Here is a 21,380-nt window from a genome sequence, read left to right as displayed (position 1 = left end):
ACGGCTGATACGCTAGAACCCTGCCATGACACGCCTTATCCTGACCCTGCCTTTGATGGCCCTGTCTCAATGCGACAGGGATGAATCCGTTGCCGCGTATGGCGCGGCAGACCGGACATGGGCGTTGCAGGAGATCGACGGACAGCCCTTTGCCGCCAGCGCCTTGCTACGGTTCCCAGAAGAGGGCAGGATCACCGGAAATGCCCCCTGCAACGGCTATGACGGCACGCTGAACGCGCCCTACCCGTGGTTCGAAATTCAGGACCTGAGAGCAACGCGGGCCGCCTGCGCCGGGCTTGAGGCCGAGGGGGTCTATTTCGCCGCCCTTTTGGCCATGACCCAATCCGAAGTGTCGGGCGATGTGCTGATCCTGCGCAATGAGGACGGGCACGAAATGGTGTTTACAGCCGCCGAGTGACCTGATCCACGAACCGCGCGCGCGCCTCGGGCAGTGGGTTATGCCCCAGCGCAGGGGCGACGCGGTGGTTCAGGAAATACCCGGTTGTGCGCAAAGCCTGCGCAATCTCGGCATCCGGCGCGGTGCCTTCGCCCCGCAGGCAGGGCGGCAGCGGCAACAGCTTGTCTGCCCATTCCCCCGCCCCTTTGATACTGACAGCGCGCCCGGTCTTGGGCGACACATAGACCAGCCCCTCAGTCGTGCCGGTCGCGGCGCAGGCGGTCAGATCAAGGCCGAAGCCAAGCTCGTCCAGCAGCGCCAGTTCCCATCGCAGGTAGGCCAGCGGCCAGATCTCATCCTGTCCCAACAGGTCCATCAACCGCTCGGTCCGGGTATAGAGCGCCGGATGCGCCTCTCGTTCGGGCAGGCAGAAGGACAAAAGCGACACGACGGCGTTCAGCCCGGATAGGGCCAGCCGCCCGGAAAACGCCGCCGCCGCGCGCGATCGCAGGGGTTCGACCTGAAAGGTGCCAATATGTTCTTCCAGCCGCGCGCGCCATAGCACGTCCAGCTGCGCGCCGGGTTGCAGGATCGGTGCGATCTTGCGGCTGGTCCCGCCCCGCACCACACCGGCATGACGCCCGTGGGATTCGGTAAAGACCTCGATAATCGCCGAGGTTTCGCCGTGGCGGCGAGAGGTCAGTAGGATGCCGTGATCGCGCCAGTCCAATTCGGGGTCCTGTCGGTGATTAAGTTGTGGTGTTCCCAGAAAATCGTGAAGGGTTCCGTTCTGCAATGGTTTTACACATCAAACGCGGAAAGATACGTGAATCGCTTGGTCCGACGGGAGGGGGCTAGTGATCTAAGTGGGACAAAGCGGACATTGCCACAAAGTCTGATTTTCCATTAACGCTCTTCTTGAACTTTACGTATTTGTGATAACACCTGCCGTGGACTTTCGATTTGTTCGAATCCAATCTTCGTTACCTTCGTCCCATTTTCTCCCCGGCTTTCGTGTTTGGCAAAATAGATATTGCCGGTTGCCCCGGATTCCTCAAACTCGATCTCTGTAGTCTCGGTGATGGAATATGTTTGCAGTTTTTTGCGTCCAAACATCTTCGTGCCAATCATAGCACGTTGATTTGTCAGCGTATAATGTTGTTGCTTGCGAATGAAGGCCTTCCAGAAGTGAACGCCAACAAGGCCATATGAACCCACGAAAAAAAACAAGAGACCAAAAGTCCAAAAAAGACCTCCCGCTTTGCTTGCCATTACCATCCAGAAAACGGAAAACCCAGTAAAAAACATATAAAAGAAAGGAATGAACGGGCTTTCCCACTCAAGCCGGACGCGGCTTTTTGGCGCTCCTTGCCAGAGAATTTTTTCGTTTGGCGCAAGAAGGTCTTTCCAAGGATCAGTCATTTATGAACTCATGATGAATTGGCGCATACAATGTTTGCAGTGTCGTATGACTGTATTTTCGCTGGATATCTACAAAGAGATATAGGTCCGATGATGCAGGCTAAGCAAGACGTTAACCGCACCCCACCGAATGAGCTGGTTGGCCTCAAAAGCCGACATTCACCCGGCCCGCTACTCCAGCCCCTCTTCGCCCAGCAGGTGCCGGCCTTGACGGTCTTCGACCTCGATCACCCAGAGGTCGGGGTCAAAGCTGCGCTGGCGCTGGATGGCGTGATCCACGTCGCTCTCGGGGCCAGAGGAAAGTTCGACCCATGTGCGTTCGCCGCTCATCAGATCAAAGCTGCGTTGAAAGGCGGTGGCCTGCCCGTCGAGCGTGTTGAGCTTGACCAGAACCGCGCCCGCGGTGTCATCGCCATGGGCCACGACAAAGGCGGGGATTTCCTGAAACCGGAGCCGCGCCAGATAGGCGTGAACCCAGAAATCGGCGGTCAGGCGGGTCATGCGTTGCCGTCTTTGAAATCCAGACCCATTTCCGAATAGCGCTCGGATTCCTCAAGCCAGTTGGGCCGGACTTTCACTTGCAGGAACAGGTGGATCTTGCGGTCGAGGAACTCTTCCAGTTCCGCCCGCGCGGCCTGACTGACGGCCTTGATCGTCTCGCCCTTCTTGCCCAGAACGATGCCCTTGTGGCCGTCGCGCATGACATAGATGACCTGATCGATTCTGGCCGAGCCGTCCTTGCGTTCTTCCCAGTTTTCGGTCTCGACCGTCAGTTGGTAGGGCAGTTCCTGATGCAGGCGCAGGGTCAGCTTCTCGCGCGTCATTTCAGCCGCGATCATGCGCAGGGGCAGATCGGCGATCTGGTCTTCGGGGTAAAGCCACGGCCCCTCGGGCAATTCGCCCGCCAGCCATTTGCGCAGGTCGTCGACGCCGTGGCCTTTTTCGGCCGAGATCATGAAGGTTTCGGCGAAGGGGTAGCGCGCGTTCAGGTCGCTGGTCAGGGCCAGCAGTTTCTCGGACGGCACCTTGTCGATCTTGTTGATGGCCAGCGCGATGGTGCGGCCCTGCCCGATCTCGGCCAGCCCTTCGAGGATGCGTTCGACCCCTTCGGTGATGCCGCGATGCGCCTCGACCATCAGCACGACGATATCGGCATCGGCGGCCCCACCCCAGGCGGCAGCGACCATGGCACGGTCCAGACGGCGGCGCGGTTTGAACAGGCCCGGCGTGTCCACAAAGACCAGTTGCGCATCGCCTTCCATCGCGACGCCCCGGATACGGGCGCGCGTGGTCTGCACCTTATGGGTCACGATCGAGACCTTGGCCCCGACCATGCGGTTCAGGAGGGTGGATTTGCCTGCGTTGGGCTCTCCGATCAGGGCAATAAATCCGGCGCGTGTGGTCATGTGTCTGGCAATCCTGTCTGCAACTGCGCCCCCCTATAGCAGAAAGGTCCGGCGGGCCAGAGGGATTTGTCGCATTGCGGCCCTGCGTTTGCGGTGGCAGGACAGGCATAGATGCCCAGCCAGTTCCAGCCCGGCAGCAAATCCTTTCAGTGAGGTTTTCATGAAACGTCGCGAGTTTCTTCTTGGAAGCGGTGCCGCCGCCGGTGCGTTTGGGTTGGGCGGATGGTCGTTGGCGGCAGGTGATGCGGCGCAGGAGCTGGTGCTGCAACCCGCCAGTTACCGGCTGCGCGAAGGACTGACCACGGGGATGGTCAGCCTGTCGCCCGATGCGCCGCCGCCGGTTCTGTATGGGCGGCAGGGCGAGCCTATGCGGCTGAGCGTGCGCAACACCTTGCCGGATTATACCTCGATGCACTGGCATGGGCTGCGCATTCGCAACGAGATGGACGGGGTCCCTTACCTGACCCAGATGCCCATCGGCGAGGGCGAAAGTTTCACCTATGAATTCACGCCACCGGATGCGGGGACCTACTGGTATCACCCCCATTGCATGACGATGGAGCAGATGGCGCGCGGGCTGACCGGCGTGATGGTGATTGCCGAGCCGGACGAGCCGGGGTTCGACAGCGAACAGGTGATCAATCTGCGGGATTTCCGTCTGGACGAGGATGACGCGTTCCTGCCTGCCTATACGGCGCGGGGTGCGGCGCGGGCGGGCACGTTTGGCACGGTGCAGACCGCCAACTGGCAGAGCACAGCAATTTATGAGCACGCGGCGGGCAGTCTGGTACGGCTGCGGGTGGTCAACACGGACACGACCCGCATCTATAAGCTGCATCCCGAGGGGGCCGAGACCCGGATCATCGCCTGGGACGGGCATCCGGTCGAGATCGACCTGCCGGTGCCAACGGCGGATGAACCGCTGTTGCTGGGCCCCGGTCAACGGGTGGATTTTGCCGTCCGGATGCCCGAGGGCGAAGGGCAGTCGGCGGAGCTGATGGCCAAGTTTCCCGGCCAGCCGCACCGCGCCATGGCGCGCTTGCGGGCGACTGGCACATCAGCGGCGCGTGATCTGAGAGAGCTGCGCCCGTTGCGTGCAAATCCCGTTGCGCGCCCCGATCCGGACCGTGCGGAATTGCATGAGTTCGTCTTTGGCTGGACCCCCGAAGGCGGTGCCCCGAATGACGGGTTCTGCGGCACGCTGGGGTATAGTTTCTGGTCGATCAACCGCAAACCCTGGCCGGGTGATGCAGCGCAGGGCACCGGGCCGCTGGCGGTTCTGGAACAGGGCAATAGTTATGTCCTGCGATTGCGCAACGAGTCGCCCAACCTGCATCCGATCCACCTGCACGGGCTGGCCTTCGTGCCGCTGCGATCCAACCTGCGCACCCTGCCTCCGCTGATGACCGACACGATGCTGCTGTTGAAGGATGAGGTGGCGGACATCGCGCTGGTGGCGGACAACCCCGGCGACTGGGCCTTTCATTGCCATGTGATCGAACATCAGAAAACCGGGCTGACCGGGTTTTTCCGGGTGGAGTGATAAATGAAAGCCGTCGGCCCGACACCGGACCGACGGATAGAACGGATCAGATCACGGGTGACGGCGCAGGATGGGGTTCAGCACGGCAACAAACACGATGCCGTACAAAACGTGGCCGATCAGCGCGACCCATGTGATCCCGACGAAGTTCAGGAACGGCGGCAGACCGGCAAAGGTCGTGACACCTCCGATTGCAAACACCCACAGACCGAATCCATAGATTGCCGAGGCTGCCAACATGTGGACCGGACCCAGTACCTTGACCCAGATTGGCTGGAAAATAAGGAACCAACCCAAAGGATAGGCTATCAGGCCGACAATGTAGAAATGCACGAAGAAGCCCAGAAAAGCGTTGCTGGGCAAACCCAGACTGGACAGCAAACTCTGCGCCAGACCTTCGGGTGACAGGTTGGCCCAGCCGATCCCCGGACTGACAACTTGCCCCCAGAAATCGAAGGCCATGGTTGCCACAAACCCGGCAATGAACAGGAAGCCGATATTGACGAGCGAGAGTTTTGCACGTTGCATTGGATTGCCTTAATACGTTGTTTCCCGAGTGCTTTGACCTGCCGCAGTCTGACGGGTGCCAAAACGACTGATACCCAGATACAGGTCGTCTGTCGTGGCTTCTATAGTCTTCAAGTTAGATTGAAGTTTGTGACAGGCCGAGCTTCAACAGGGATCAGCCGACCCGCTCCAGCAACGCCTTGGCAGCCGCTTGTTCGGCCTGGCGTTTGGAGCCCGCGGTGGCTTGTGCTTCGGTTCCGTCCTGAAGGCGGGCGGCAATGGTGAAGACGGGGGCGTGGTCGGGGCCGCTGCGTTTGACCTCGACATAGCTGGGCGGTTTCTGGCCGCGCGCCTGTGCCCATTCCTGAAGCGCGGTTTTGGCGTCGCGGGCGTCGGCCTCGACCTTGTGGATGCGGTCGCCCCAGAGGGCGAGGATGACATCGCGGGCGGCTTCGAACCCGGCGTCGCGGTAGATGGCGGCAATCACCGCCTCCATCGCGTCGCCCAGCAGCGCCTGTTTGCGGCGCCCCCCCGAGAGCATCTCGGACCGGCCGAGTTTCAAGACCGCGCCCAGATCAATCTGGCGGGCCACATCTGCGCAGGCTTCTTTGCGGACCAGTGCGTTGAACCGGGGCGCAAGCTGGCCTTCGGAGGCTTTCTTGTCGGCCTCAAGCAGCGCAGTGGCCATGACAAGGCCCAGCACGCGGTCGCCCAGAAACTCCAACCGCTGATTGTCGGGCCGGGTCGACGATGAGACCGAGCCGTGGGTCAGCGCACGCACCAGCAGCTCGGGGTCGGTAAATTCATACCCCAAACGCTGCTGAAACGCCTTTATTTCGGCTGAGAGCTTCAATTGACCGCCTTGAAGAACCGATCCCCGCGCCAGGTCCAGAAGAACAGCATGGACCGCCCGGCGGACGAGAACATGATCCGGTCGGCGCGACCGATCAGGTTTTCGTAGGGCACATAGCCAACCCCGCCAGCGGATTGCGGCAGGCGGCTGTCAGCCGAGTTGTCGCGGTTGTCGCCCATGAAGAAATAGTGGCCTTCGGGCACGGTATAGATGCCGGTATTGTCCGAGCCCTGATTGCCGATATTCAGCACGTCATAGGTGACGCCGTTGGGCAGGGTTTCAATCAGGCGCGACTTTTCACAGGCGCCGCCAACGCCAACGGGGCCGTTTTCGCAGCGCGGGCGCAGGCGTTGCGGGCCCTGCGGTTCGGCGATTTCGGTGAATATGCCGTCAGGCTGTTGCGGAACCGGTGTGCCGTTGAGGATGATCTGCCCCTCGCGGACCTGAATGCGGTCGCCCGGCAGGCCGATCAGGCGCTTGATATAATCGCGCCCGCTGACCGGGTGGCGGAAGACGATGACATCGCCGCGCACGGGATCGCCGCCCCAGATGCGGCCGCCGTCGTCGCCCTGCATCCAGCCGCAGAGATCTTCGGCGTCGATATTCAGACCGACACTGGGGATGATCAGGCTGGGGCATGAGGCGTAGGAATAGCCGTAGGCCATCTTGTTGACGAAGAGGAAATCGCCGATCAGCAGCGTCTGTTTCATCGAACCGGAGGGAATCCAGAACGGTTGAAAGAAGAGTGTCCGGAACACGCCCGCGATCAGCAGGGCATAGACGATGGTCTTGATCGTTTCCCAGACGCCGCTTCCGGTTTTGGCTTCGTCGGCCATACTGCTCTCTCCAGTTCTCTGTGCTTGGCTTCGCTGCTACATGCGGGGGGGATGGGGTCAAGTCAAGGCTGTGTGACGTGATCTTGCAGAGGACGCGCCTCGATCACGACAAAGGCCTGTGCCCAGGGGTGGTCGTCGGTCAGGGTGACGTGGATGATCGCCTCGTGCCCTGCGGGGGTCAGTTCGTTCAGGCGTTCGGCGGCCCAGCCGGTGACATGCATCACCGGCTGCCCGGTGCGCAGGTTGGTGACGGCCATGTCCTTCCACGAAATGCCCATGCGCAGGCCGGTGCCGAGCGCCTTGGAACATGCCTCTTTCGCGGCCCAGCGCTTGGCATAGGTGCCTGCGGTATCCGCGCGGCGTTCGGCCTTGCGCTGTTCGGTGTCAGTAAAGACACGGTTGCGGAACCGGTCGCCGAACCGGTCGAGCGTGCCCTGAATGCGGTCGATATTTGCAAGGTCTGTGCCGATGCCGAGGATCATGTGGCTCTCATTTCTCTGGTCGGGCCAATCAACGGCAATTGATGACCACACGCAAGCGGTTGGTTGCCGCATTCCGTGATATACTTTACCGGAATGTTCAATTTTTACGTTGGTGTGGGGGGACGCAATGTCGAAAATTCCGTTCATGGCAATCGCGGTGGCTGGCATTGTCGCAAGCACCGTTTTCCCCGCTTTTGCACAGGATTGCGGAACCGAGGATACCCCCTGTCAGGTAGGAGAGTTGTCCTATCGGGTGGTTCTGCCCGAGGCCGCGCCCGAGCCGCCAGCTGTTATCTATCTGCATGGCTATGGGGCAACGGCGAATTCAGCCGTGAATCTTTCCGGCCTCGCGGCGGCCTTTACCGACCGCGGCATCGCCTTTATCGCGCCGAATGGTCAGGTCGACATTGGCAACCCCAAGGTGTTGGACTGGGGGGTGCATGATGGCTATCGCTGGCCGCGGGATGATCTGGCCGCGCTGGAGCAGATCAAGGAAGACGCCATTGCCCGTTTCGACCTGAACGCAGATCGCATCTTGCTGGCGGGGTATTCACGCGGCGGATCACTGGTTTGGGACAAGGCCTGCACGGATCATTCCTTTGCCTTTGCCTATGCCTCGGCATCAGGAGCCTTTTGGGAGCCAATGTGGCGGCGGTGCAGCGGCCCGGTTCACATGCATCATTCCCACGGATTTGCAGACCGGACCGTCCCGCTGGAGGGGCGTTTTGTGACCTTTGGGGACTATGATTTCGAACAGGGCAGCGTTTTGAAATCCATTGAAATTCTGACCAGAACCAATGGATGCGGGCAGATGGCAAACAGCGTTGCAACAGAAGGCGCATCCTGGCGAAAGAAGTGGAGCAAGTGTCAGGACGGTTCTGTCACCCTGGCGCTTGGGCCACATGGCCACGGCAGGCAGCCCGGTTGGGCCGGTGCCGTGGCGGATTGGTTTCTGGAAATCTCGAACGCGCCCTAGCGCTACCACCGGAATTTGCCGAGATCTATTTGCGTGCGTTTGCCAGGTCTGTACCGATACCGAGGATCAGTTGTGTCAGCTTCTTTCACCGCCAAAAAGCGTTCGTTTTGCCTGTATCGATTGCGATAGCACGGCTCGGCATATGCCTATAGAAACCGCTGCCCAAAACAGCAGAGCACTGTTTCTAAAAGCGAAAGCCGAAAAATCAAATTGGTGCCAATACCTGAAGTGGTAAAACAATGCTGCGAGTTGCATAGCCCACAACACCGCCACTGAAAGACCAACCATGTAGGCTGCGTTGTACCACAATGTGGCGTTTGCGGTTGTTTCAGAAAACCTCTTTGACCATGGATGTGTGAGAACCACTGCTGCCATAATGCTGGGGGTCACAAAGAAATCGACCGGAAAGAAAAACACACCTTCGAGGCCCAGTTTTTCCCGGGCAAAGCCCGACGAAACCGACAGCATCATACTAACAACGAAACAAACCACGTACCAAACCCGGTTAAACAACAAGGTTTTTTGCTCGGATGTCCAAAGGTTGATCACGACAACCGCACCGTCAGGATCTTGTAACTCGCCACGCCAAAGAACCCGGCGAAGGCGAAATCGAACCAGCGGCGGGCGCGGCGGTAGGTGCGGACCATGCGGGCGGATGAGAACAAAAACGCATAGCCGATGAAGATCAGCAGTGATCCAGCGTACAGCATGCCAAAATAGCCCAGCAGCATCGGCAGGCTGGCATCGCTTGGCGCGACGATGGCATAGATCGACCCCCAGCTGAGGATCGCCTTGGGGTTGGTCAAGTGGATCGCCGCACCTTTGGCAAAGATCGTGGGCAGCGTGCCGGTGACCGGTTTGCCCAGGGCGACCTCATCATCCGAGGTCATCGCGCGTTTCAGGGCCTTCAGCGCCAGCCAGCCCAGATAGGCCACGCCGACATAGCGGATCACCTCGAACAGCCAGACATTGGCCAGCATGACCGCCGACAGGCCCAGCGCCGCGGCAATGCCCCAGGCGGCCGATCCGGCGCAGATGCCAAGGGCAAAGGCCAGCCCGGCGGTGCGGCCTTCGTTCATGGCGGTTCCGGCAATGCCCATCGTGGCCGGGCCCGGCGAGCCCCCGGCCATCAGCCAGGCGAACCAGATGGCGATAAAGCCGGGGGTGATCACGCGCGTGCCTCGTCCATCAGACGGCGCATTTCCCGAATGGCGGGGGTGAGACCCAGAAAGATCGCCTCGCCAATCAGGAAATGCCCGATGTTCAGTTCCATGACCTCGGGGAAGGCGGCAACCGGCTTTACGGAGTCATAGGTCAGGCCATGGCCTGCATGGACCTCGAGCCCCAGAGAATGGGCAAAGGTGGACATCTGGCGCAGCGATTCAAGCTCGCGCGCGGCGGCGTCCATGCGGCCTTCGGCGTGGGCGTCGCAATAGGCGCCAGTGTGCAACTCGATCACCTCGGCACCGATACGGTGCGCGGCCTCGATCTGGCGCTGATCCGCGGCGATGAAGATCGACACGCGGCACCCGGCCTCGCGAAGCGGGGCGATGAAATGGGCCAGCTTGTTTTCCTCGCGCGCGACTTCGAGCCCGCCTTCGGTGGTGCGTTCCTCGCGCTTTTCGGGAACGATACAGACGGCGTGCGGCTTGTGGCGCAGGGCGATTTTCTGCATCTCATCGGTGGCGGCCATTTCAAAGTTCAGAGGCACCGACAGAACCTCCATCAGGCCGTCGATATCGGCGTCCGAGATATGGCGGCGGTCTTCGCGCAGGTGCGCGGTGATGCCGTCGGCGCCGGCCTCTTCTGCCAGCTTGGCGGCGCGCAGCGGGTCAGGATAGGCCCCGCCGCGCGCGTTGCGCACGGTGGCGACATGATCGATATTCACACCCAGACGCAGACGGCTTTCGGACATCATTTGGTTCCTTTTGCAGATTTTCGCCCCGACCTTAGCGATCTTGGCGCGGGACTGGCAGTTGTTTCTCCGGCCAGACGTTTGATTTCTTCAAACTTTGCCTTGATCTTCGCGCGGCGGCGCTGCTGGTAGGTCAGGATCAGCGGCAGGCTGAGGTAGTAGCAGATGATGCCCGCCACGATACCGGGGATGATGCCGCCAATCATGTAGGGATAGAAAACATCATCATAGAACTGCCCCAGCCCGTGCCAGTCGGCCACGCGGTCCGTGAACAGGGCAAGAAGATTGTTCTTGAGGTCACCGATGGCGTCGGCAAATTTGCCCATCAGCCCCTGCGTGTCGCCTTCTTCATATTCAGTGCCCAGCAGGAAATGCCCGGTTTGCAGGCAGATCACCCCAATCGGGACATAGGTCAGGGGGTTGCCGAAGAACGTGCCGCTGAGGGCGGCCAGAATATTTCCCTTGATCAGCCGCGCACCAATTGCCGCAACCAGAAAGTGCAGCCCGTAAAACGGCGTGAAGGATGCGAAAACGCCCGCCCCTATGCCACGGGCGATCCGGTCAGGGGAATCCGGAAGGCGGCGGACACGGTGTTTGACATAGTGGAAGGCGCGGGTCCATCCGCCACGCGGATAGACGAGTTCCGATGCGACCTGAACAGGAGAGCGTCGGTCTCGGCGCTTGAATACCACCCGTGATCACCCCTTCTCAGCCAGCCGCGGTCGCGGTTTTGGTCCGGTCCCGATAACGCTCGACCGCTGCAACGTCGCTTTCAGCCTCAAGCATCAGCATCAGCGAATGCAACTGTTCAAGGTCGCGCAGTTCGACATTGATCAGCAGGCGGTAAAAATCCGGTTTGCGGTCCACAAATTCCAGGTTCGAGATATTGGCCTTTTTCTCGCCGATCAATGTGCAAATGCGCCCCAGAACCCCGGCATCGTTGCCGATGGTCAGATCCAGTGTCGCCCCATAGACGGCCGGGTGCGTGCCAGAATGCCAATGCAGATCGACCCAGCGTTCCGGTTCGCTTTCATATTGGCTGAGCTTGTCGCAGTCGATGGCGTGCACCACAACACCCTTGCCCCGGTAGGTGATGCCGACGATCCGTTCGCCCGGCAGCGGCTGGCAGCAGGGCGCGCGGTCGAATTTCTGGCCGGGTTCAAGACCGATCACGGCGCGCCGCAGCGGGATGGCGTCGCCGTCATCCTGAGCCAGTTCGGGATAGACGGCCTGAACCACCTCATGAGCGGTCAGTTCTGCACTGCCCAGACGGGCCAGCAATTCATGCCGGTCTTTCAGGCGCAGGTGCTTGGCGGCGGTATCAAGCGCCTTGTCGGTGGCCTTGCGCCCCACATGGTCAAAGCCCGAGCGCGCCAGTTCCTTGCCCAGCTTGATGAACCGTTCGCGATCCACCTCGCGCAGGGCGCGGCGGATGGCGGTACGGGCCTTGCCGGTGACAGCGATCTCAAGCCATGTGACCTGCGGTGTCTGCCCGTCAGCGGTGATGATATCGACCGACTGGCCGTTCTTCATCCGCGTCCAGAGCGGCACGCGAATGCCATCGACCTTGGCCCCCACACAGGCATGGCCGATCCGGGTGTGGATGGCATAGGCGAAATCGATCGGGGTCGCACCGCGCGGCAGTTTCACCACGTCGCCCTTGGGGGTGAAGCAGAAGACCTGGTCCGAATACATCTCGAGCTTGACGGCTTCGAGGAAATCTTCGTGATCATCCTCGTTGTCGAATTGCTCGGTCAGGTTGGATATCCATTTCGCCGGGTCGACGGCAAAGGGGTTTTCCGTGCGCACCCCGTCCCGGTAGGACCAGTGCGCCGCAACGCCGGTTTCTGCCACATCGTGCATCTGGCGGGTGCGGATCTGAACCTCGACCCGTTTGCCATCGCGGCCTGAAACGGTGGTGTGAATCGAGCGGTAGCCATTCGATTTCGGCTGGCTGATATAGTCCTTGAACCGCCCCGGCACCGCACGCCAGCGTTGATGGATGGCCCCAAGCGTGCGATAGCAGTCTTCTTCCGTCTGGGTGATGATGCGGAACCCGTAGATATCGGACAGGCGCGAAAAGCCCTGATCCTTTTCCTGCATCTTGCGCCAGATCGAATAGGGTTTCTTGGCGCGGCCAAAGACTTCGGCTTCGATGCCCGCCTTTTCCAGCTCGTGGCGCATGTCGCCGGTGATGCGGTGGATCACATCGCCGGTTTCACGTTGCAGCGTGATAAAGCGACGGATGATCGACTGGCGGCCTTCGGGGTTCAGGACGCGGAACGCGAGGTCTTCGAGCTCCTCGCGCATCCATTGCATCCCCATGCGGCCCGCAAGCGGCGCATAGATATCCATCGTCTCGCGCGCTTTCTGAACCTGCTTTTCGGGCCGCATCGCCTTGATGGTGCGCATGTTGTGCAGACGGTCTGCCAGCTTGACCAGAATGACCCGCAGGTCCTTGGACATGGCCATGAACAGCTTGCGGAAATTCTCGGCCTGCTTGGTTTCGCGGCTGGACAGTTGCAGGTTGGTCAGCTTGGTGACGCCATCGACCAGTTTGGCGACCTCATCCCCGAACAGATCGGACACCTTGCCGTAATTGGCCTTGGTGTCTTCGATCGTGTCATGCAGCAAAGCCGTAATGATCGTCGCATCATCCAGACGCTGTTCGGTCAGGATGGCGGCAACGGCAACGGGGTGGGTAAAATAGGGCTCGCCAGAGTGGCGGAATTGCCCTTCGTGCATCTTCTGGCCGAACTCATAGGCCAGCGCGATACGTTCAGCATTCGTCTTGGGATTGTAGTTGCGGACCAGCGCAATCAGATCGTCAGCAGAAATCATCCGGTCCGCACCTTCGTCTTTGGAGCTTACCCCTGCCCTTGAGCCTCCATCAGGGCGCGCAGGAGTTTTTCTTCGGACATGTCGTCCATCGCAGGCTTGTCCGACTCGGCACCCATCAGCAGCGCCATCTGATCTTCTTCCGGCTCATCAACCTCGATCTGGGTCTGGTTGGCCTCGATCAGGCGTTCGCGCAGGGCGTCCGCGCCTTGGGTCTCGTCGGCGATTTCGCGAAGGGACACGACAGGGTTCTTGTCGTTGTCGCGGTCAACGGTAATCGCGGCACCGGCAGAAATCTCGCGCGCCCGATGGGCGGCCAGCATTACCAGTTCGAACCGGTTTGGAACCTTGTCTACGCAATCTTCAACCGTCACGCGGGCCATTGGGCGCTCTCCGTTTCTGAGTCCATGTCAGGAAGGGGTTTATCTAAGCGCGATTCCGCGCCTTGACAAGCAGGAAATGCTGCATTTGCAGGGATCACAGCGGCGTAACCGCCGCAACCTCGGACGGGGGCAGGTCGTCGACCATCTGGGAAACCGTTCGATCAAGCACGGGGTGGCGCCAGTCGGGCGCAATATCCGCCATCGGCACAAGCACAAACGCGCGGTCCTGAAGGCGCGGATGCGGCAGGATCAGCTGATCCGGTGCCTCTTGCCGCTGTTCCTCGGGCGGCAGGGTCAGCCAGCGGTCGAACAGGGTGCGGTCGGGCAGTATCTGATCACCATAGCACACAAGATCCAGATCCAGCGTCCGCATTCCCCAGCGCTGCACCCGTTCACGACCGAACTGGTGTTCAACCTCGTGCAATACGCGCAAAAGCTGGGACGGGGATTTGTCGGTTTCGATCAGCACGGCCGCATTCACGTAGTCCGGACCTGCGCCAGCGGGGAAGCAAGGCGTCGCAAAAAACCGGCTGACAGAGCGAATCACTACGCCCTGCTGCGAAAGTGCGTCAATTGCGCGCTGTAGCGTTACAGCGGGCCCATTTCCTCTCAGATCGAGATTTGCGCCCAATGCCACAACCGCATTTGGCAAAGAATTGTACATATGCTACCCTATATTCGACACAATGCATACTTGCGATAACGGCCAAAAGTTCTAACTATAAGCCCACCAGATTGCGTCAATTTATAAAACACCCACTCACTCACGTAACGCGGCGCAGTCTGGATTATACCGGAAGGACCTATTTATGTTTTATAAGGACGAACGGCTAGCGCTGTTCATCGACGGCTCGAACCTTTATGCCGCGGCAAAAGCACTCGGTTTCGACATAGACTACAAACTTCTGCGGCAGGAATTCATGCGCCGTGGCAAGTTGCTTCGGGCTTTCTACTATACAGCGCTGCTTGAAAACGACGAGTATTCACCGATCCGCCCATTGGTTGACTGGCTTCATTACAACGGCTTCACCATGGTCACAAAACCGGCCAAGGAATACACCGACAGCATGGGGCGTCGGAAAGTCAAAGGAAACATGGATATCGAACTGACTGTCGATGCCATGGAACTGGCACCGCGTGTGGATCATATCGTGCTGTTCTCGGGTGACGGGGATTTCCGCCCGCTGATCGCCAGCCTGCAACGTCAGGGCGTTCGCGTGTCGGTCGTGTCAACGATCCGCAGCCAGCCGCCAATGATTTCGGACGAGCTGCGCCGTCAGGCCGACAACTTCATCGAGTTGGAAGATCTGCGTGACGTGATCGGTCGCCCGCCGCGTGAAATGCCGGCAGAGCATCGCAGCGTCGCGGTTGCAGGCGGCAGCTGATCCGGCACCACTGCCTGTTGATGGGAAAAATTCGCGCGGTCAGGACCGGAGTCCTGGCCGCGCTTCTTTAACTAAGGATTGGTGCTGAAACATCCTCTGACTAACAACGATTCGTGTCAGATGAATGACAATGTCCTGTCTGGACCAAGGCCGGGAAAAGACTTACCTGTGCCCTAAGGAGACAGCCGAATGACCAAGCCGCCACTGACACTTTATCTGGCCGCCCCCCGCGGGTTCTGCGCCGGTGTGGACCGCGCCATCAAGATCGTTGAAATGGCCCTGCAGAAATGGGGGGCACCGGTCTATGTGCGCCACGAGATCGTGCATAACAAATTCGTGGTCGACGGGTTGCGGGCCCAAGGGGCTGTGTTTGTCGAAGAACTGCATGAATGCCCCGATGACCGCCCGGTGATCTTTTCCGCCCATGGTGTGCCGAAATCGGTACCAGCCGAAGCCGCGCAGCGTGAGATGATCTATGTGGATGCCACCTGTCCGCTGGTGTCGAAGGTTCATGTCGAGGCGCAGCGCCATGCGGATGCGGGATTGCAGATGATCATGATCGGCCACAAGGGCCATCCCGAAACCGTTGGCACCATGGGACAGCTGCCCGAGGGTGATGTGCTGCTGGTCGAAACGGTCGAGGATGTGGCCGCCGTGCAGGTGCGCGACCCCGACGCGCTGGCCTTTGTCACCCAGACCACCCTGTCGGTGGATGATACCAAGGACATCATCGCAGCCCTTCAGGCCCGGTTCCCGGCCATTGTCGGGCCGCATAAGGAAGACATTTGCTATGCCACGACCAACCGGCAGGAGGCCGTGAAGGCCGTGGCCCCCAAGGCCGATGCGCTGCTGGTTGTGGGGGCTCCGAACTCGTCCAATTCCCGCCGTCTGGTCGAGGTTGCATCGCGCGAGGGGTGCAAATACGCGCAGCTGGTCCAGCGCGCGACCGAGATCGACTGGCGCGCTTTGCAGGGCATCAAAAGCGTTGCGGTGACCGCAGGCGCATCGGCCCCGGAATTGCTGGTGAACGAGGTGATCGACGCCTTCCGCGATCACTATGATGTCACTGTCGAGCCGGTCGAGACCGCAACCGAAAACGTCGAGTTCAAAGTACCGCGCGTGTTGAGGCAACCGGCGTGATCGGCGTGCCGAAGGCGCCGCTCTATCTGGGGCTGGCGGGACTGGTCCCGTTTGTCTGGGGCGCGCTGACCTATCTGAACGGTGATCTGAACGCCTGGGGCGCGCGCAGCTTTGGCCCACGCTTTGTTGGCCCTTATGTGCAGCTGTTCTATGGCTCGGTCATCCTGAGCTTTATGTCAGGTGTGCTGTGGGGCTTTGCCACCAAGACCTCGGGCAGCAAGGCGGCGCTGTGTTATGGGCTGTCGGTCCTGCCTGCGCTGTGGGCCTTTGCCATGACAGGCGGCGGGCCGATCACTGCAGGCACCAATCTGATCTACGGGTTCACCGGCTTGCTGCTGCTGGACGCCCTGTTTTCATACTGGCGGCTGACGCCGGTCTGGTGGATGCAGCTGCGTATCCTGCTGACCGCAATCGTTCTGGCCAGCCTAGCCGTAGGAGTGTACCTGTGAGCGACAAACGCACGATTGATGCCTATACGAACAGAGTAGACGAATATCTGGCCATTCCTCTGCCAGCCGAACAGCTCAAGACCCGTCAGGATTTTGTCGATGCGGTCGGTGCGGGCGGCTATGTGCTGGATCTGGGGTCAGGCCCCGGATCGGACAGCGGTTTCCTGATGCGTCAGGGGCTGAAGGTGCGGGCGCTGGATGCCACCCCCGCCTTTGTCGAACATGCCCGCCAGAACGGGGTGGACGCGCATCTGGGCACGTTCGACGATGTTACCGAAACCGCCGAGTATGACGGTGTCTACGCCAGTTTTTCCCTGCTGCACGCGCCGCGAGCGGATTTTACGCGTCACCTGAAAGCGATCCACACGGCCCTGAAGCCCGGAGGCCAGCTGTTTCTGGGCATGAAGCTGGGCACGGGCGAGCATCGTGACGATCTGGACCGCTATTACACCTATTACTCGGAAGCCGAGATCCGAGAGGCGCTGACCCAGGCCGGGTTCACGGTTGACCGCACGGTCGAAGGGGTGGGCAAGGGTCTGGCCGGGTCTTACGACGGGTTTATTCTGGTGTTCGCCCATGCCTGAGTTGTTTGCCTATACAGATGGCGCCTGTTCCGGCAATCCCGGCCCCGGAGGCTGGGGCGTGCTGCTGCGTGCGAAGAACGGGGACAGGGTATTGAAAGAGCGGGAACTGAACGGCGGCGAGGCCGAGACGACCAACAACCGAATGGAGTTGCTGGCTGCCATCAGCGCGCTTGAGACGCTGGAGCGCCCGTCGAAGATCACCATTGTCACCGACAGCGCCTATGTGAAGAACGGCGTCACCGGCTGGATATTCGGCTGGAAGCGGAATGGCTGGAAAACCTCGAACAAGAAGCCGGTCAAGAATGTCGATCTGTGGCAGCGACTGGACGAGGCGCAGGAACGACATGATGTGACATGGGAATGGGTCAAGGGCCATGCGGGCCATCCCGAAAACGAAAAGGCCGATGAACTGGCCCGCGCAGGCATGGCGCCGTTCAAGCCGAAAAAGGCGCAGGCGTGAGCGCGCTGACGCTGCTGGATTATGCCTCGGTTCTGATCTTTGCGCTGACCGGGGCGCTGGTGGCCAGCCGGGCGCAGCTGGATCTGGTGGGCTTTGCCTTCATGGCCTGCCTGACCGCAGTTGGCGGCGGCACGGTACGCGACCTGCTGCTGGACCGTCACCCGATCTTCTGGGTCGGCCAGCCGGATTACATCCTGATCGCCGTCGCGGCGGCGGTGTTTGTGTTCTTTACCGCGCATCTGGTGGAAAGTCGCTATAACTGGCTGGTCTGGCTGGACAGTTTCGCACTGTCGGTCGCCGTTGCCGCCGGAACCGGTGCCGCGCTGTCACTGGATCAGCCCGGTATCATCGTCGTGCTGATGGGTGTGACGACCGGGTGTCTGGGCGGGCTGATGCGCGACGTGGTCTGCAACGAGGTGCCGCTGGTCCTGAAACAGGGCGAACTTTACGTCTCGTGCGCGTTTTTGGGGGCGTTGACGGCGGTACTTGCGGTCAGGCTGGGGCTGGAGCCCGCCTTTGTGCTGGGCCTGTGCGCCCTTGTGTGCTGGGCCTTGCGGGCCGGGTCGCTGGTGTTTGGCTGGCAATTGCCCGTCTACAAAAGCCGCCCGCCCCGCAACTGAACCTGTCGGTGGACGCGACCGGGGCGGGCTGATAGCTGTTTGGAACGCGCAGCCCGGAGGCCAAATGCCGTTCAGACTTACATCGATTGCGGTCTCACTGGCTTTGCTGGCCTCATGCGGCGCATATTATACACCCGTCCGCTTTGTTGCTGAGGGTGACCGGATCATCGCCTCGGGCACGATTGACGAAACAACGCTGTCCGCTTTCGAAGACGTCACCGCCGAAAACCCCAAAGCGCGCACGCTGGTGCTGCAATATATCGAGGGGTCGGTGGATGACGACGCCAATGTCATCTTCAGCCGAGAGGTGCGCAAGGCCGGGTTCGATACCGTTGTGCCATCGGACGGTCTGGTTGCCAGCGGCGGCACAGATCTGTTTCTGGCCGGACATCGCCGCGTTTTGCAGCCGGGAGCCTGCGTGGGCGTGCACAGCTGGGCCGGATCGGGGCTGGTGGCCACGGAGCTGCCCAAGGATGACCCGGAACATGACCGCTATCTGGATTATTTCAGGGACATCGGCGTCGATGAGTCGTTTTACTGGTACACGCTGTATGCGGCCCCGGCCGACAGCATCCACTGGATGACCGCCGCCGAGGCGAACCGGTTCGATATGACCACAAAAACCGCCCCGGCGCTTGGTTCAGCGCTGGAGTGCGACGAGCGCTGATCTGCTGCACTATCTTGTCGAGTGTAGGTTTCCAGGACGGAATGCGCGGCCAAGGAATATGCTAGCGGCGCAGGTAGGTCTGCCAGATCCAGATCACCAGCAATGCGCCCAGAACCGCGCCCACAAAGCCCGACATCCAGCCAGCGTCGGGTATCAGAGACCACAGAAGGGGCCCACCGATCATAGCCCCAACAATGCCGATCAGCATCGTCGCCGGGAGCAACCTGACGAGCAAAACTTCAAGCACAGCTTGGATGATGATCAGAGCGACGACGGGCATGTCATTTTCGCCAATGGGTCGGCACGATGATCAGCGCGCCGATAGACGAGATCACCGCATCCAGACCCGGAGGGCCAAAGCTGATACCGAACATGATGCGGATGAAGTAGAACAGGAACGCCCCGCCCACGCAGATGATGATCGACTGAAGATAGCCGTTATGGGTGAACCCGGTCTGTTCGGACAGATATCCGACGATCCCGGCAATCACGACGGTCCCCATCATCACCATGAACATCGGGCTTCTCCTAGGTCAGGCGGGTGCCGGTGGGAATGGGCCAGCCCCGCAGGAAGGTTTCCCTATCCTGCGCGCCTTTGCCCGCCCGTTGCAAGCGCAGCAGTTCGACCGCGCCCTGACCGCAGGCCACGTGCAGGTGGTCGTTCAGAACTTCACCGGCTGCGCCCTGCCCGTCTGCCAGCCGCGATGCCAGCAGTTTGATGCGTTCGCCATTCATTTCGGTCCATGCGCCGGGAAAGGGTGACAGCCCGCGGATTTGCCTGTCGACCTCAACCGCCGGGCGCGTCCAGTCGATGCGGGCCTCGGACTTGTCGATCTTGGCGGCATAGGTCACGCCATCCTCGGGCTGCGGTTCCGGTGTGAGATCCGGCAGCTTGGCCAGCGCCTCGACGATCAGCGCGGCCCCCATGGCCGAGAGCCGGTCATGCAGGTGCGCGGTGGTTTCTTCAGCCTCAATCGAGGTTGCCTGTCGCAGCAGGACCGGGCCGGTGTCCAGACCGGCCTCCATCTGCATGATGCAGATCCCGGTTTCGGCATCGCCGGACATGATCGCCCGGTGGATCGGGGCGGCACCGCGCCAGCGCGGCAGCAGGCTGGCGTGGATGTTCAGGCAGCCGTGTCGCGGCGCGTCCAGAATGGGTTGCGGCAGGATCAGGCCATAAGCGACGACGACGGCGATATCGGCGTTCAGCGCGGCAAACGCGGTCTGTTCGTCAGCAGATTTCAGAGAGGTTGGGTGGCGGACGGGCAGGCCCAGCGCCTCGGCCCGGGCGTGAACCGGTGTCGGGCGGTCTTTCTTGCCACGTCCGGCGGGGCGCGGGGGCTGGCAGTAGACGGCGGCGATGTCGTGCCCGGCCCTGACGAGTGCGTCCAGCACCGGGACCGAAAAATCGGGGGTTCCCATGAAGATGATGCGCATCGTTGGCTCCGGCGGTTGGGACAGGTGCCGGGCTGAAACCCGGCCTACGGATGTCAGGGTTGTTTGCGGGCCTTGCGCAGCAGCATGTCACGTTTGACCTTGCTGAGCCGGTCGAAATACATCCGCCCGTTCAGGTGGTCGATCTGATGTTGTACGCTGGTCGCGTCGATCCCGACGAAATCGCGGCGATCCAGCATGCCATGTTCGTTCAGGAACTTCACGGTCACCGCGCGCGGGCGTTTGATTGTGGCCGAGACGCCGGGCAGGTTCGGGCTGGCCTCTTCATGTTCGCGCAGTTCGATCGAGCTGTGCAGGATTTCCGGGTTTGCCAGACGCACGGCCCGGCCCCGTTCGGCAGAACCGTCAACAACGGCCAGCCGCAGCATCACCCCGATCTGTGGCGCGGCAAGACCGACGCCGGGCATCGCCTCCATCGTGTCGATCATGTCGTCCCAGATGGCGCGGACCTCATCAGTGATCTCGGGCACCTCATCCGCCTTGGTGCGCAGGCGCTTGTCAGGCCATGGCAGGCAGGTACGAACGGTCATGCACGGGCCCGTTCGCGTTTGAGCTTTTGCATCTTGCGGGTGATCATCTGCCGTTTCAGCGGCTTGAGATAGTCGATGAAAAGCTTGCCGTCCAAATGATCGATCTCGTGCTGAACGCAGGTGGCCCAGAGCCCGTCAAAGGTTTCCTGTTGCAGGTTTCCGTCGCGGTCCGTCCATGTCACATCGACCACTTTGGGGCGCGTCACCTCGGCGTATTGATCGGGGATCGACAGGCAGCCTTCCTCGTAGACATTGGTTTCTTCCGAGGCCGCGATGACCTGCGGGTTGAACATGATCAGGGGGCGCGGAGCCTCGCCTTCTTCCTTGACGCAATCCAGCACGATCAAGCGATCCAGCACGCCGATCTGTGGCGCGGCAAGGCCAACACCGGGGGCGTCATACATCGTTTCCAGCATGTCATCGGCCAGCGCGCGCAGGTCGTCCGTGAGGTCGGCCACGGGGGCGCAGACCTTCTTGAGACGGGGGTCGGGATAGATCAGGATGTTACGTTTCATGAGGCTGATTTAGGCCA

General features: G+C 60.8%; 30 protein-coding genes. 10 read left to right on the top strand and 20 right to left on the bottom strand.

Annotated features, from left to right (window positions below):
• Positions 1–25: 25 nt before the first annotated feature.
• Positions 26–418, top strand: a complete 393-nt coding sequence (locus ACR0M3_RS13725) for an META domain-containing protein (protein WP_480911329.1) — start codon at positions 26–28, stop codon at positions 416–418.
• Here the strand turns inward: ACR0M3_RS13725 and recO are convergent.
• The 4 genes from recO to era all read right to left on the bottom strand — a co-directional run bounded on the left by recO (position 402) and on the right by era (position 3,225).
• Complete coding sequence (gene recO / locus ACR0M3_RS13720; protein ID WP_480911327.1) at positions 402–1,127, bottom strand: DNA repair protein RecO; 726 nt, start codon at positions 1,125–1,127, stop codon at positions 402–404. The two genes, ACR0M3_RS13725 and recO, sit on opposite strands and share 17 nt — an antisense overlap.
• Before the next feature lie 176 nt (positions 1,128–1,303).
• Positions 1,304–1,819 carry an aspartate carbamoyltransferase catalytic subunit gene (locus tag ACR0M3_RS13715; protein ID WP_480900399.1) on the bottom strand — a complete coding sequence of 172 codons (516 nt, stop codon included), beginning with the start codon at positions 1,817–1,819 and terminating at the stop codon, positions 1,304–1,306.
• A gap of 171 nt (positions 1,820–1,990) precedes the next feature.
• On the bottom strand, positions 1,991–2,320 hold the full coding sequence (locus ACR0M3_RS13710; RefSeq protein ID WP_480487133.1) for a DUF1491 family protein: 330 nt from the start codon (positions 2,318–2,320) through the stop codon (positions 1,991–1,993).
• Positions 2,317–3,225, bottom strand: a complete 909-nt coding sequence (gene era, locus ACR0M3_RS13705) for a GTPase Era (protein WP_480473866.1) — start codon at positions 3,223–3,225, stop codon at positions 2,317–2,319. The genes ACR0M3_RS13710 and era overlap by 4 nt, the downstream gene beginning before the upstream one ends.
• Before the next feature lie 160 nt (positions 3,226–3,385).
• Here era and ACR0M3_RS13700 point away from each other — a divergent pair, with 160 nt between their 5' ends.
• Positions 3,386–4,768 carry a multicopper oxidase family protein gene (locus tag ACR0M3_RS13700; RefSeq protein ID WP_480911325.1) on the top strand — a complete coding sequence of 461 codons (1,383 nt, stop codon included), beginning with the start codon at positions 3,386–3,388 and terminating at the stop codon, positions 4,766–4,768.
• 51 nt (positions 4,769–4,819) lie between these two features.
• Here the strand turns inward: ACR0M3_RS13700 and ACR0M3_RS13695 are convergent, their stop codons facing one another.
• The 4 genes from ACR0M3_RS13695 to acpS all read right to left on the bottom strand — a co-directional run bounded on the left by ACR0M3_RS13695 (position 4,820) and on the right by acpS (position 7,446).
• Complete coding sequence (locus ACR0M3_RS13695; protein ID WP_480483757.1) at positions 4,820–5,296, bottom strand: hypothetical protein; 477 nt, start codon at positions 5,294–5,296, stop codon at positions 4,820–4,822.
• 154 nt (positions 5,297–5,450) lie between these two features.
• Positions 5,451–6,128, bottom strand: coding sequence for a ribonuclease III (gene rnc, locus ACR0M3_RS13690; protein ID WP_480911323.1), 678 nt, complete (start codon positions 6,126–6,128; stop codon positions 5,451–5,453).
• Positions 6,125–6,964, bottom strand: coding sequence for a signal peptidase I (lepB, locus tag ACR0M3_RS13685; RefSeq protein WP_480487137.1), 840 nt, complete (start codon positions 6,962–6,964; stop codon positions 6,125–6,127). Before lepB ends, rnc begins: the two co-directional genes overlap by 4 nt.
• Positions 6,965–7,026: 62 nt before the next feature.
• The gene (gene acpS, locus ACR0M3_RS13680) at positions 7,027–7,446 is read right to left on the bottom strand and encodes a holo-ACP synthase (protein WP_209506227.1); all 420 of its coding nucleotides are present in this window, start codon (positions 7,444–7,446) and stop codon (positions 7,027–7,029) included.
• A gap of 127 nt (positions 7,447–7,573) precedes the next feature.
• Here acpS and ACR0M3_RS13675 point away from each other — a divergent pair, with 127 nt between their 5' ends.
• Positions 7,574–8,422: a CE1 family esterase gene (locus tag ACR0M3_RS13675; RefSeq protein WP_480483759.1), complete on the top strand. Its 849-nt coding sequence runs from the start codon at positions 7,574–7,576 to the stop codon at positions 8,420–8,422.
• A gap of 75 nt (positions 8,423–8,497) precedes the next feature.
• Here the strand turns inward: ACR0M3_RS13675 and ACR0M3_RS13670 are convergent, their stop codons facing one another.
• The 7 genes from ACR0M3_RS13670 to folK all read right to left on the bottom strand — a co-directional run bounded on the left by ACR0M3_RS13670 (position 8,498) and on the right by folK (position 14,222).
• Positions 8,498–8,971 (bottom strand): hypothetical protein, encoded by a 474-nt coding sequence (locus tag ACR0M3_RS13670; RefSeq protein WP_480538690.1) that lies wholly within the window; start codon positions 8,969–8,971, stop codon positions 8,498–8,500.
• Positions 8,968–9,594 carry a LysE family translocator gene (locus ACR0M3_RS13665; RefSeq protein ID WP_480911321.1) on the bottom strand — a complete coding sequence of 209 codons (627 nt, stop codon included), beginning with the start codon at positions 9,592–9,594 and terminating at the stop codon, positions 8,968–8,970. Before ACR0M3_RS13665 ends, ACR0M3_RS13670 begins: the two co-directional genes overlap by 4 nt.
• Positions 9,591–10,337 (bottom strand): pyridoxine 5'-phosphate synthase, encoded by a 747-nt coding sequence (locus ACR0M3_RS13660; RefSeq protein WP_480586720.1) that lies wholly within the window; start codon positions 10,335–10,337, stop codon positions 9,591–9,593. The genes ACR0M3_RS13665 and ACR0M3_RS13660 overlap by 4 nt, the downstream gene beginning before the upstream one ends.
• Positions 10,337–11,029 carry a DUF2062 domain-containing protein gene (locus ACR0M3_RS13655; protein WP_480911319.1) on the bottom strand — a complete coding sequence of 231 codons (693 nt, stop codon included), beginning with the start codon at positions 11,027–11,029 and terminating at the stop codon, positions 10,337–10,339. The genes ACR0M3_RS13660 and ACR0M3_RS13655 overlap by 1 nt, the downstream gene beginning before the upstream one ends.
• A gap of 16 nt (positions 11,030–11,045) precedes the next feature.
• Positions 11,046–13,178: a RelA/SpoT family protein gene (locus ACR0M3_RS13650; protein ID WP_480774149.1), complete on the bottom strand. Its 2,133-nt coding sequence runs from the start codon at positions 13,176–13,178 to the stop codon at positions 11,046–11,048.
• 26 nt (positions 13,179–13,204) lie between these two features.
• On the bottom strand, positions 13,205–13,558 hold the full coding sequence (gene rpoZ / locus ACR0M3_RS13645) for a DNA-directed RNA polymerase subunit omega (RefSeq protein ID WP_209506215.1): 354 nt from the start codon (positions 13,556–13,558) through the stop codon (positions 13,205–13,207).
• A 94-nt stretch (positions 13,559–13,652) separates the two neighbouring features.
• Positions 13,653–14,222, bottom strand: a complete 570-nt coding sequence (folK, locus tag ACR0M3_RS13640; RefSeq protein WP_480911317.1) for a 2-amino-4-hydroxy-6-hydroxymethyldihydropteridine diphosphokinase — start codon at positions 14,220–14,222, stop codon at positions 13,653–13,655.
• 145 nt (positions 14,223–14,367) lie between these two features.
• Between folK and ACR0M3_RS13635 the strand changes: the two genes are divergently transcribed.
• From ACR0M3_RS13635 to ACR0M3_RS13605, 7 genes are all read left to right on the top strand, one after another.
• Positions 14,368–14,943 (top strand): LabA-like NYN domain-containing protein, encoded by a 576-nt coding sequence (locus tag ACR0M3_RS13635; protein ID WP_209506211.1) that lies wholly within the window; start codon positions 14,368–14,370, stop codon positions 14,941–14,943.
• 189 nt (positions 14,944–15,132) lie between these two features.
• Positions 15,133–16,083, top strand: a complete 951-nt coding sequence (gene ispH / locus ACR0M3_RS13630) for a 4-hydroxy-3-methylbut-2-enyl diphosphate reductase (protein WP_480483764.1) — start codon at positions 15,133–15,135, stop codon at positions 16,081–16,083.
• Positions 16,080–16,532 carry a DUF3429 domain-containing protein gene (locus ACR0M3_RS13625; RefSeq protein WP_480911315.1) on the top strand — a complete coding sequence of 151 codons (453 nt, stop codon included), beginning with the start codon at positions 16,080–16,082 and terminating at the stop codon, positions 16,530–16,532. The genes ispH and ACR0M3_RS13625 overlap by 4 nt, the downstream gene beginning before the upstream one ends.
• The gene (locus ACR0M3_RS13620) at positions 16,529–17,116 is read left to right on the top strand and encodes a class I SAM-dependent methyltransferase (protein ID WP_480911314.1); all 588 of its coding nucleotides are present in this window, start codon (positions 16,529–16,531) and stop codon (positions 17,114–17,116) included. Before ACR0M3_RS13625 ends, ACR0M3_RS13620 begins: the two co-directional genes overlap by 4 nt.
• Positions 17,109–17,576 (top strand): ribonuclease HI, encoded by a 468-nt coding sequence (gene rnhA / locus ACR0M3_RS13615; protein ID WP_480519465.1) that lies wholly within the window; start codon positions 17,109–17,111, stop codon positions 17,574–17,576. Before ACR0M3_RS13620 ends, rnhA begins: the two co-directional genes overlap by 8 nt.
• Positions 17,573–18,196, top strand: coding sequence for a trimeric intracellular cation channel family protein (locus tag ACR0M3_RS13610; RefSeq protein ID WP_209506199.1), 624 nt, complete (start codon positions 17,573–17,575; stop codon positions 18,194–18,196). Before rnhA ends, ACR0M3_RS13610 begins: the two co-directional genes overlap by 4 nt.
• A gap of 64 nt (positions 18,197–18,260) precedes the next feature.
• On the top strand, positions 18,261–18,863 hold the full coding sequence (locus tag ACR0M3_RS13605) for a COG3904 family protein (protein WP_480911312.1): 603 nt from the start codon (positions 18,261–18,263) through the stop codon (positions 18,861–18,863).
• A 61-nt stretch (positions 18,864–18,924) separates the two neighbouring features.
• On the opposite strand, the gene ACR0M3_RS13600 is transcribed toward ACR0M3_RS13605, so the two are convergent.
• The 5 genes from ACR0M3_RS13600 to def (ACR0M3_RS13580) are packed head-to-tail and all read right to left on the bottom strand — an operon-like array spanning position 18,925 to position 21,363.
• On the bottom strand, positions 18,925–19,143 hold the full coding sequence (locus tag ACR0M3_RS13600) for a GlsB/YeaQ/YmgE family stress response membrane protein (RefSeq protein ID WP_480832610.1): 219 nt from the start codon (positions 19,141–19,143) through the stop codon (positions 18,925–18,927).
• Position 19,144: 1 nt separating this feature from the next.
• Positions 19,145–19,381 carry a hypothetical protein gene (locus ACR0M3_RS13595; RefSeq protein ID WP_267364066.1) on the bottom strand — a complete coding sequence of 79 codons (237 nt, stop codon included), beginning with the start codon at positions 19,379–19,381 and terminating at the stop codon, positions 19,145–19,147.
• A 10-nt stretch (positions 19,382–19,391) separates the two neighbouring features.
• Positions 19,392–20,300, bottom strand: a complete 909-nt coding sequence (gene fmt, locus ACR0M3_RS13590) for a methionyl-tRNA formyltransferase (RefSeq protein WP_480911311.1) — start codon at positions 20,298–20,300, stop codon at positions 19,392–19,394.
• A 53-nt stretch (positions 20,301–20,353) separates the two neighbouring features.
• Positions 20,354–20,848: a peptide deformylase gene (def, locus tag ACR0M3_RS13585; protein ID WP_480494656.1), complete on the bottom strand. Its 495-nt coding sequence runs from the start codon at positions 20,846–20,848 to the stop codon at positions 20,354–20,356.
• The gene (gene def, locus ACR0M3_RS13580) at positions 20,845–21,363 is read right to left on the bottom strand and encodes a peptide deformylase (RefSeq protein ID WP_480911309.1); all 519 of its coding nucleotides are present in this window, start codon (positions 21,361–21,363) and stop codon (positions 20,845–20,847) included. Before def (ACR0M3_RS13580) ends, def (ACR0M3_RS13585) begins: the two co-directional genes overlap by 4 nt.
• Between the last annotated feature and the right edge of the window lie 17 nt (positions 21,364–21,380).

Source organism: Ruegeria sp. O5 (assembly GCF_056535105.1).
Note: the sequence above shows the minus strand (reverse complement) of the source record. Positions and strands in the feature narration are given on the sequence as shown.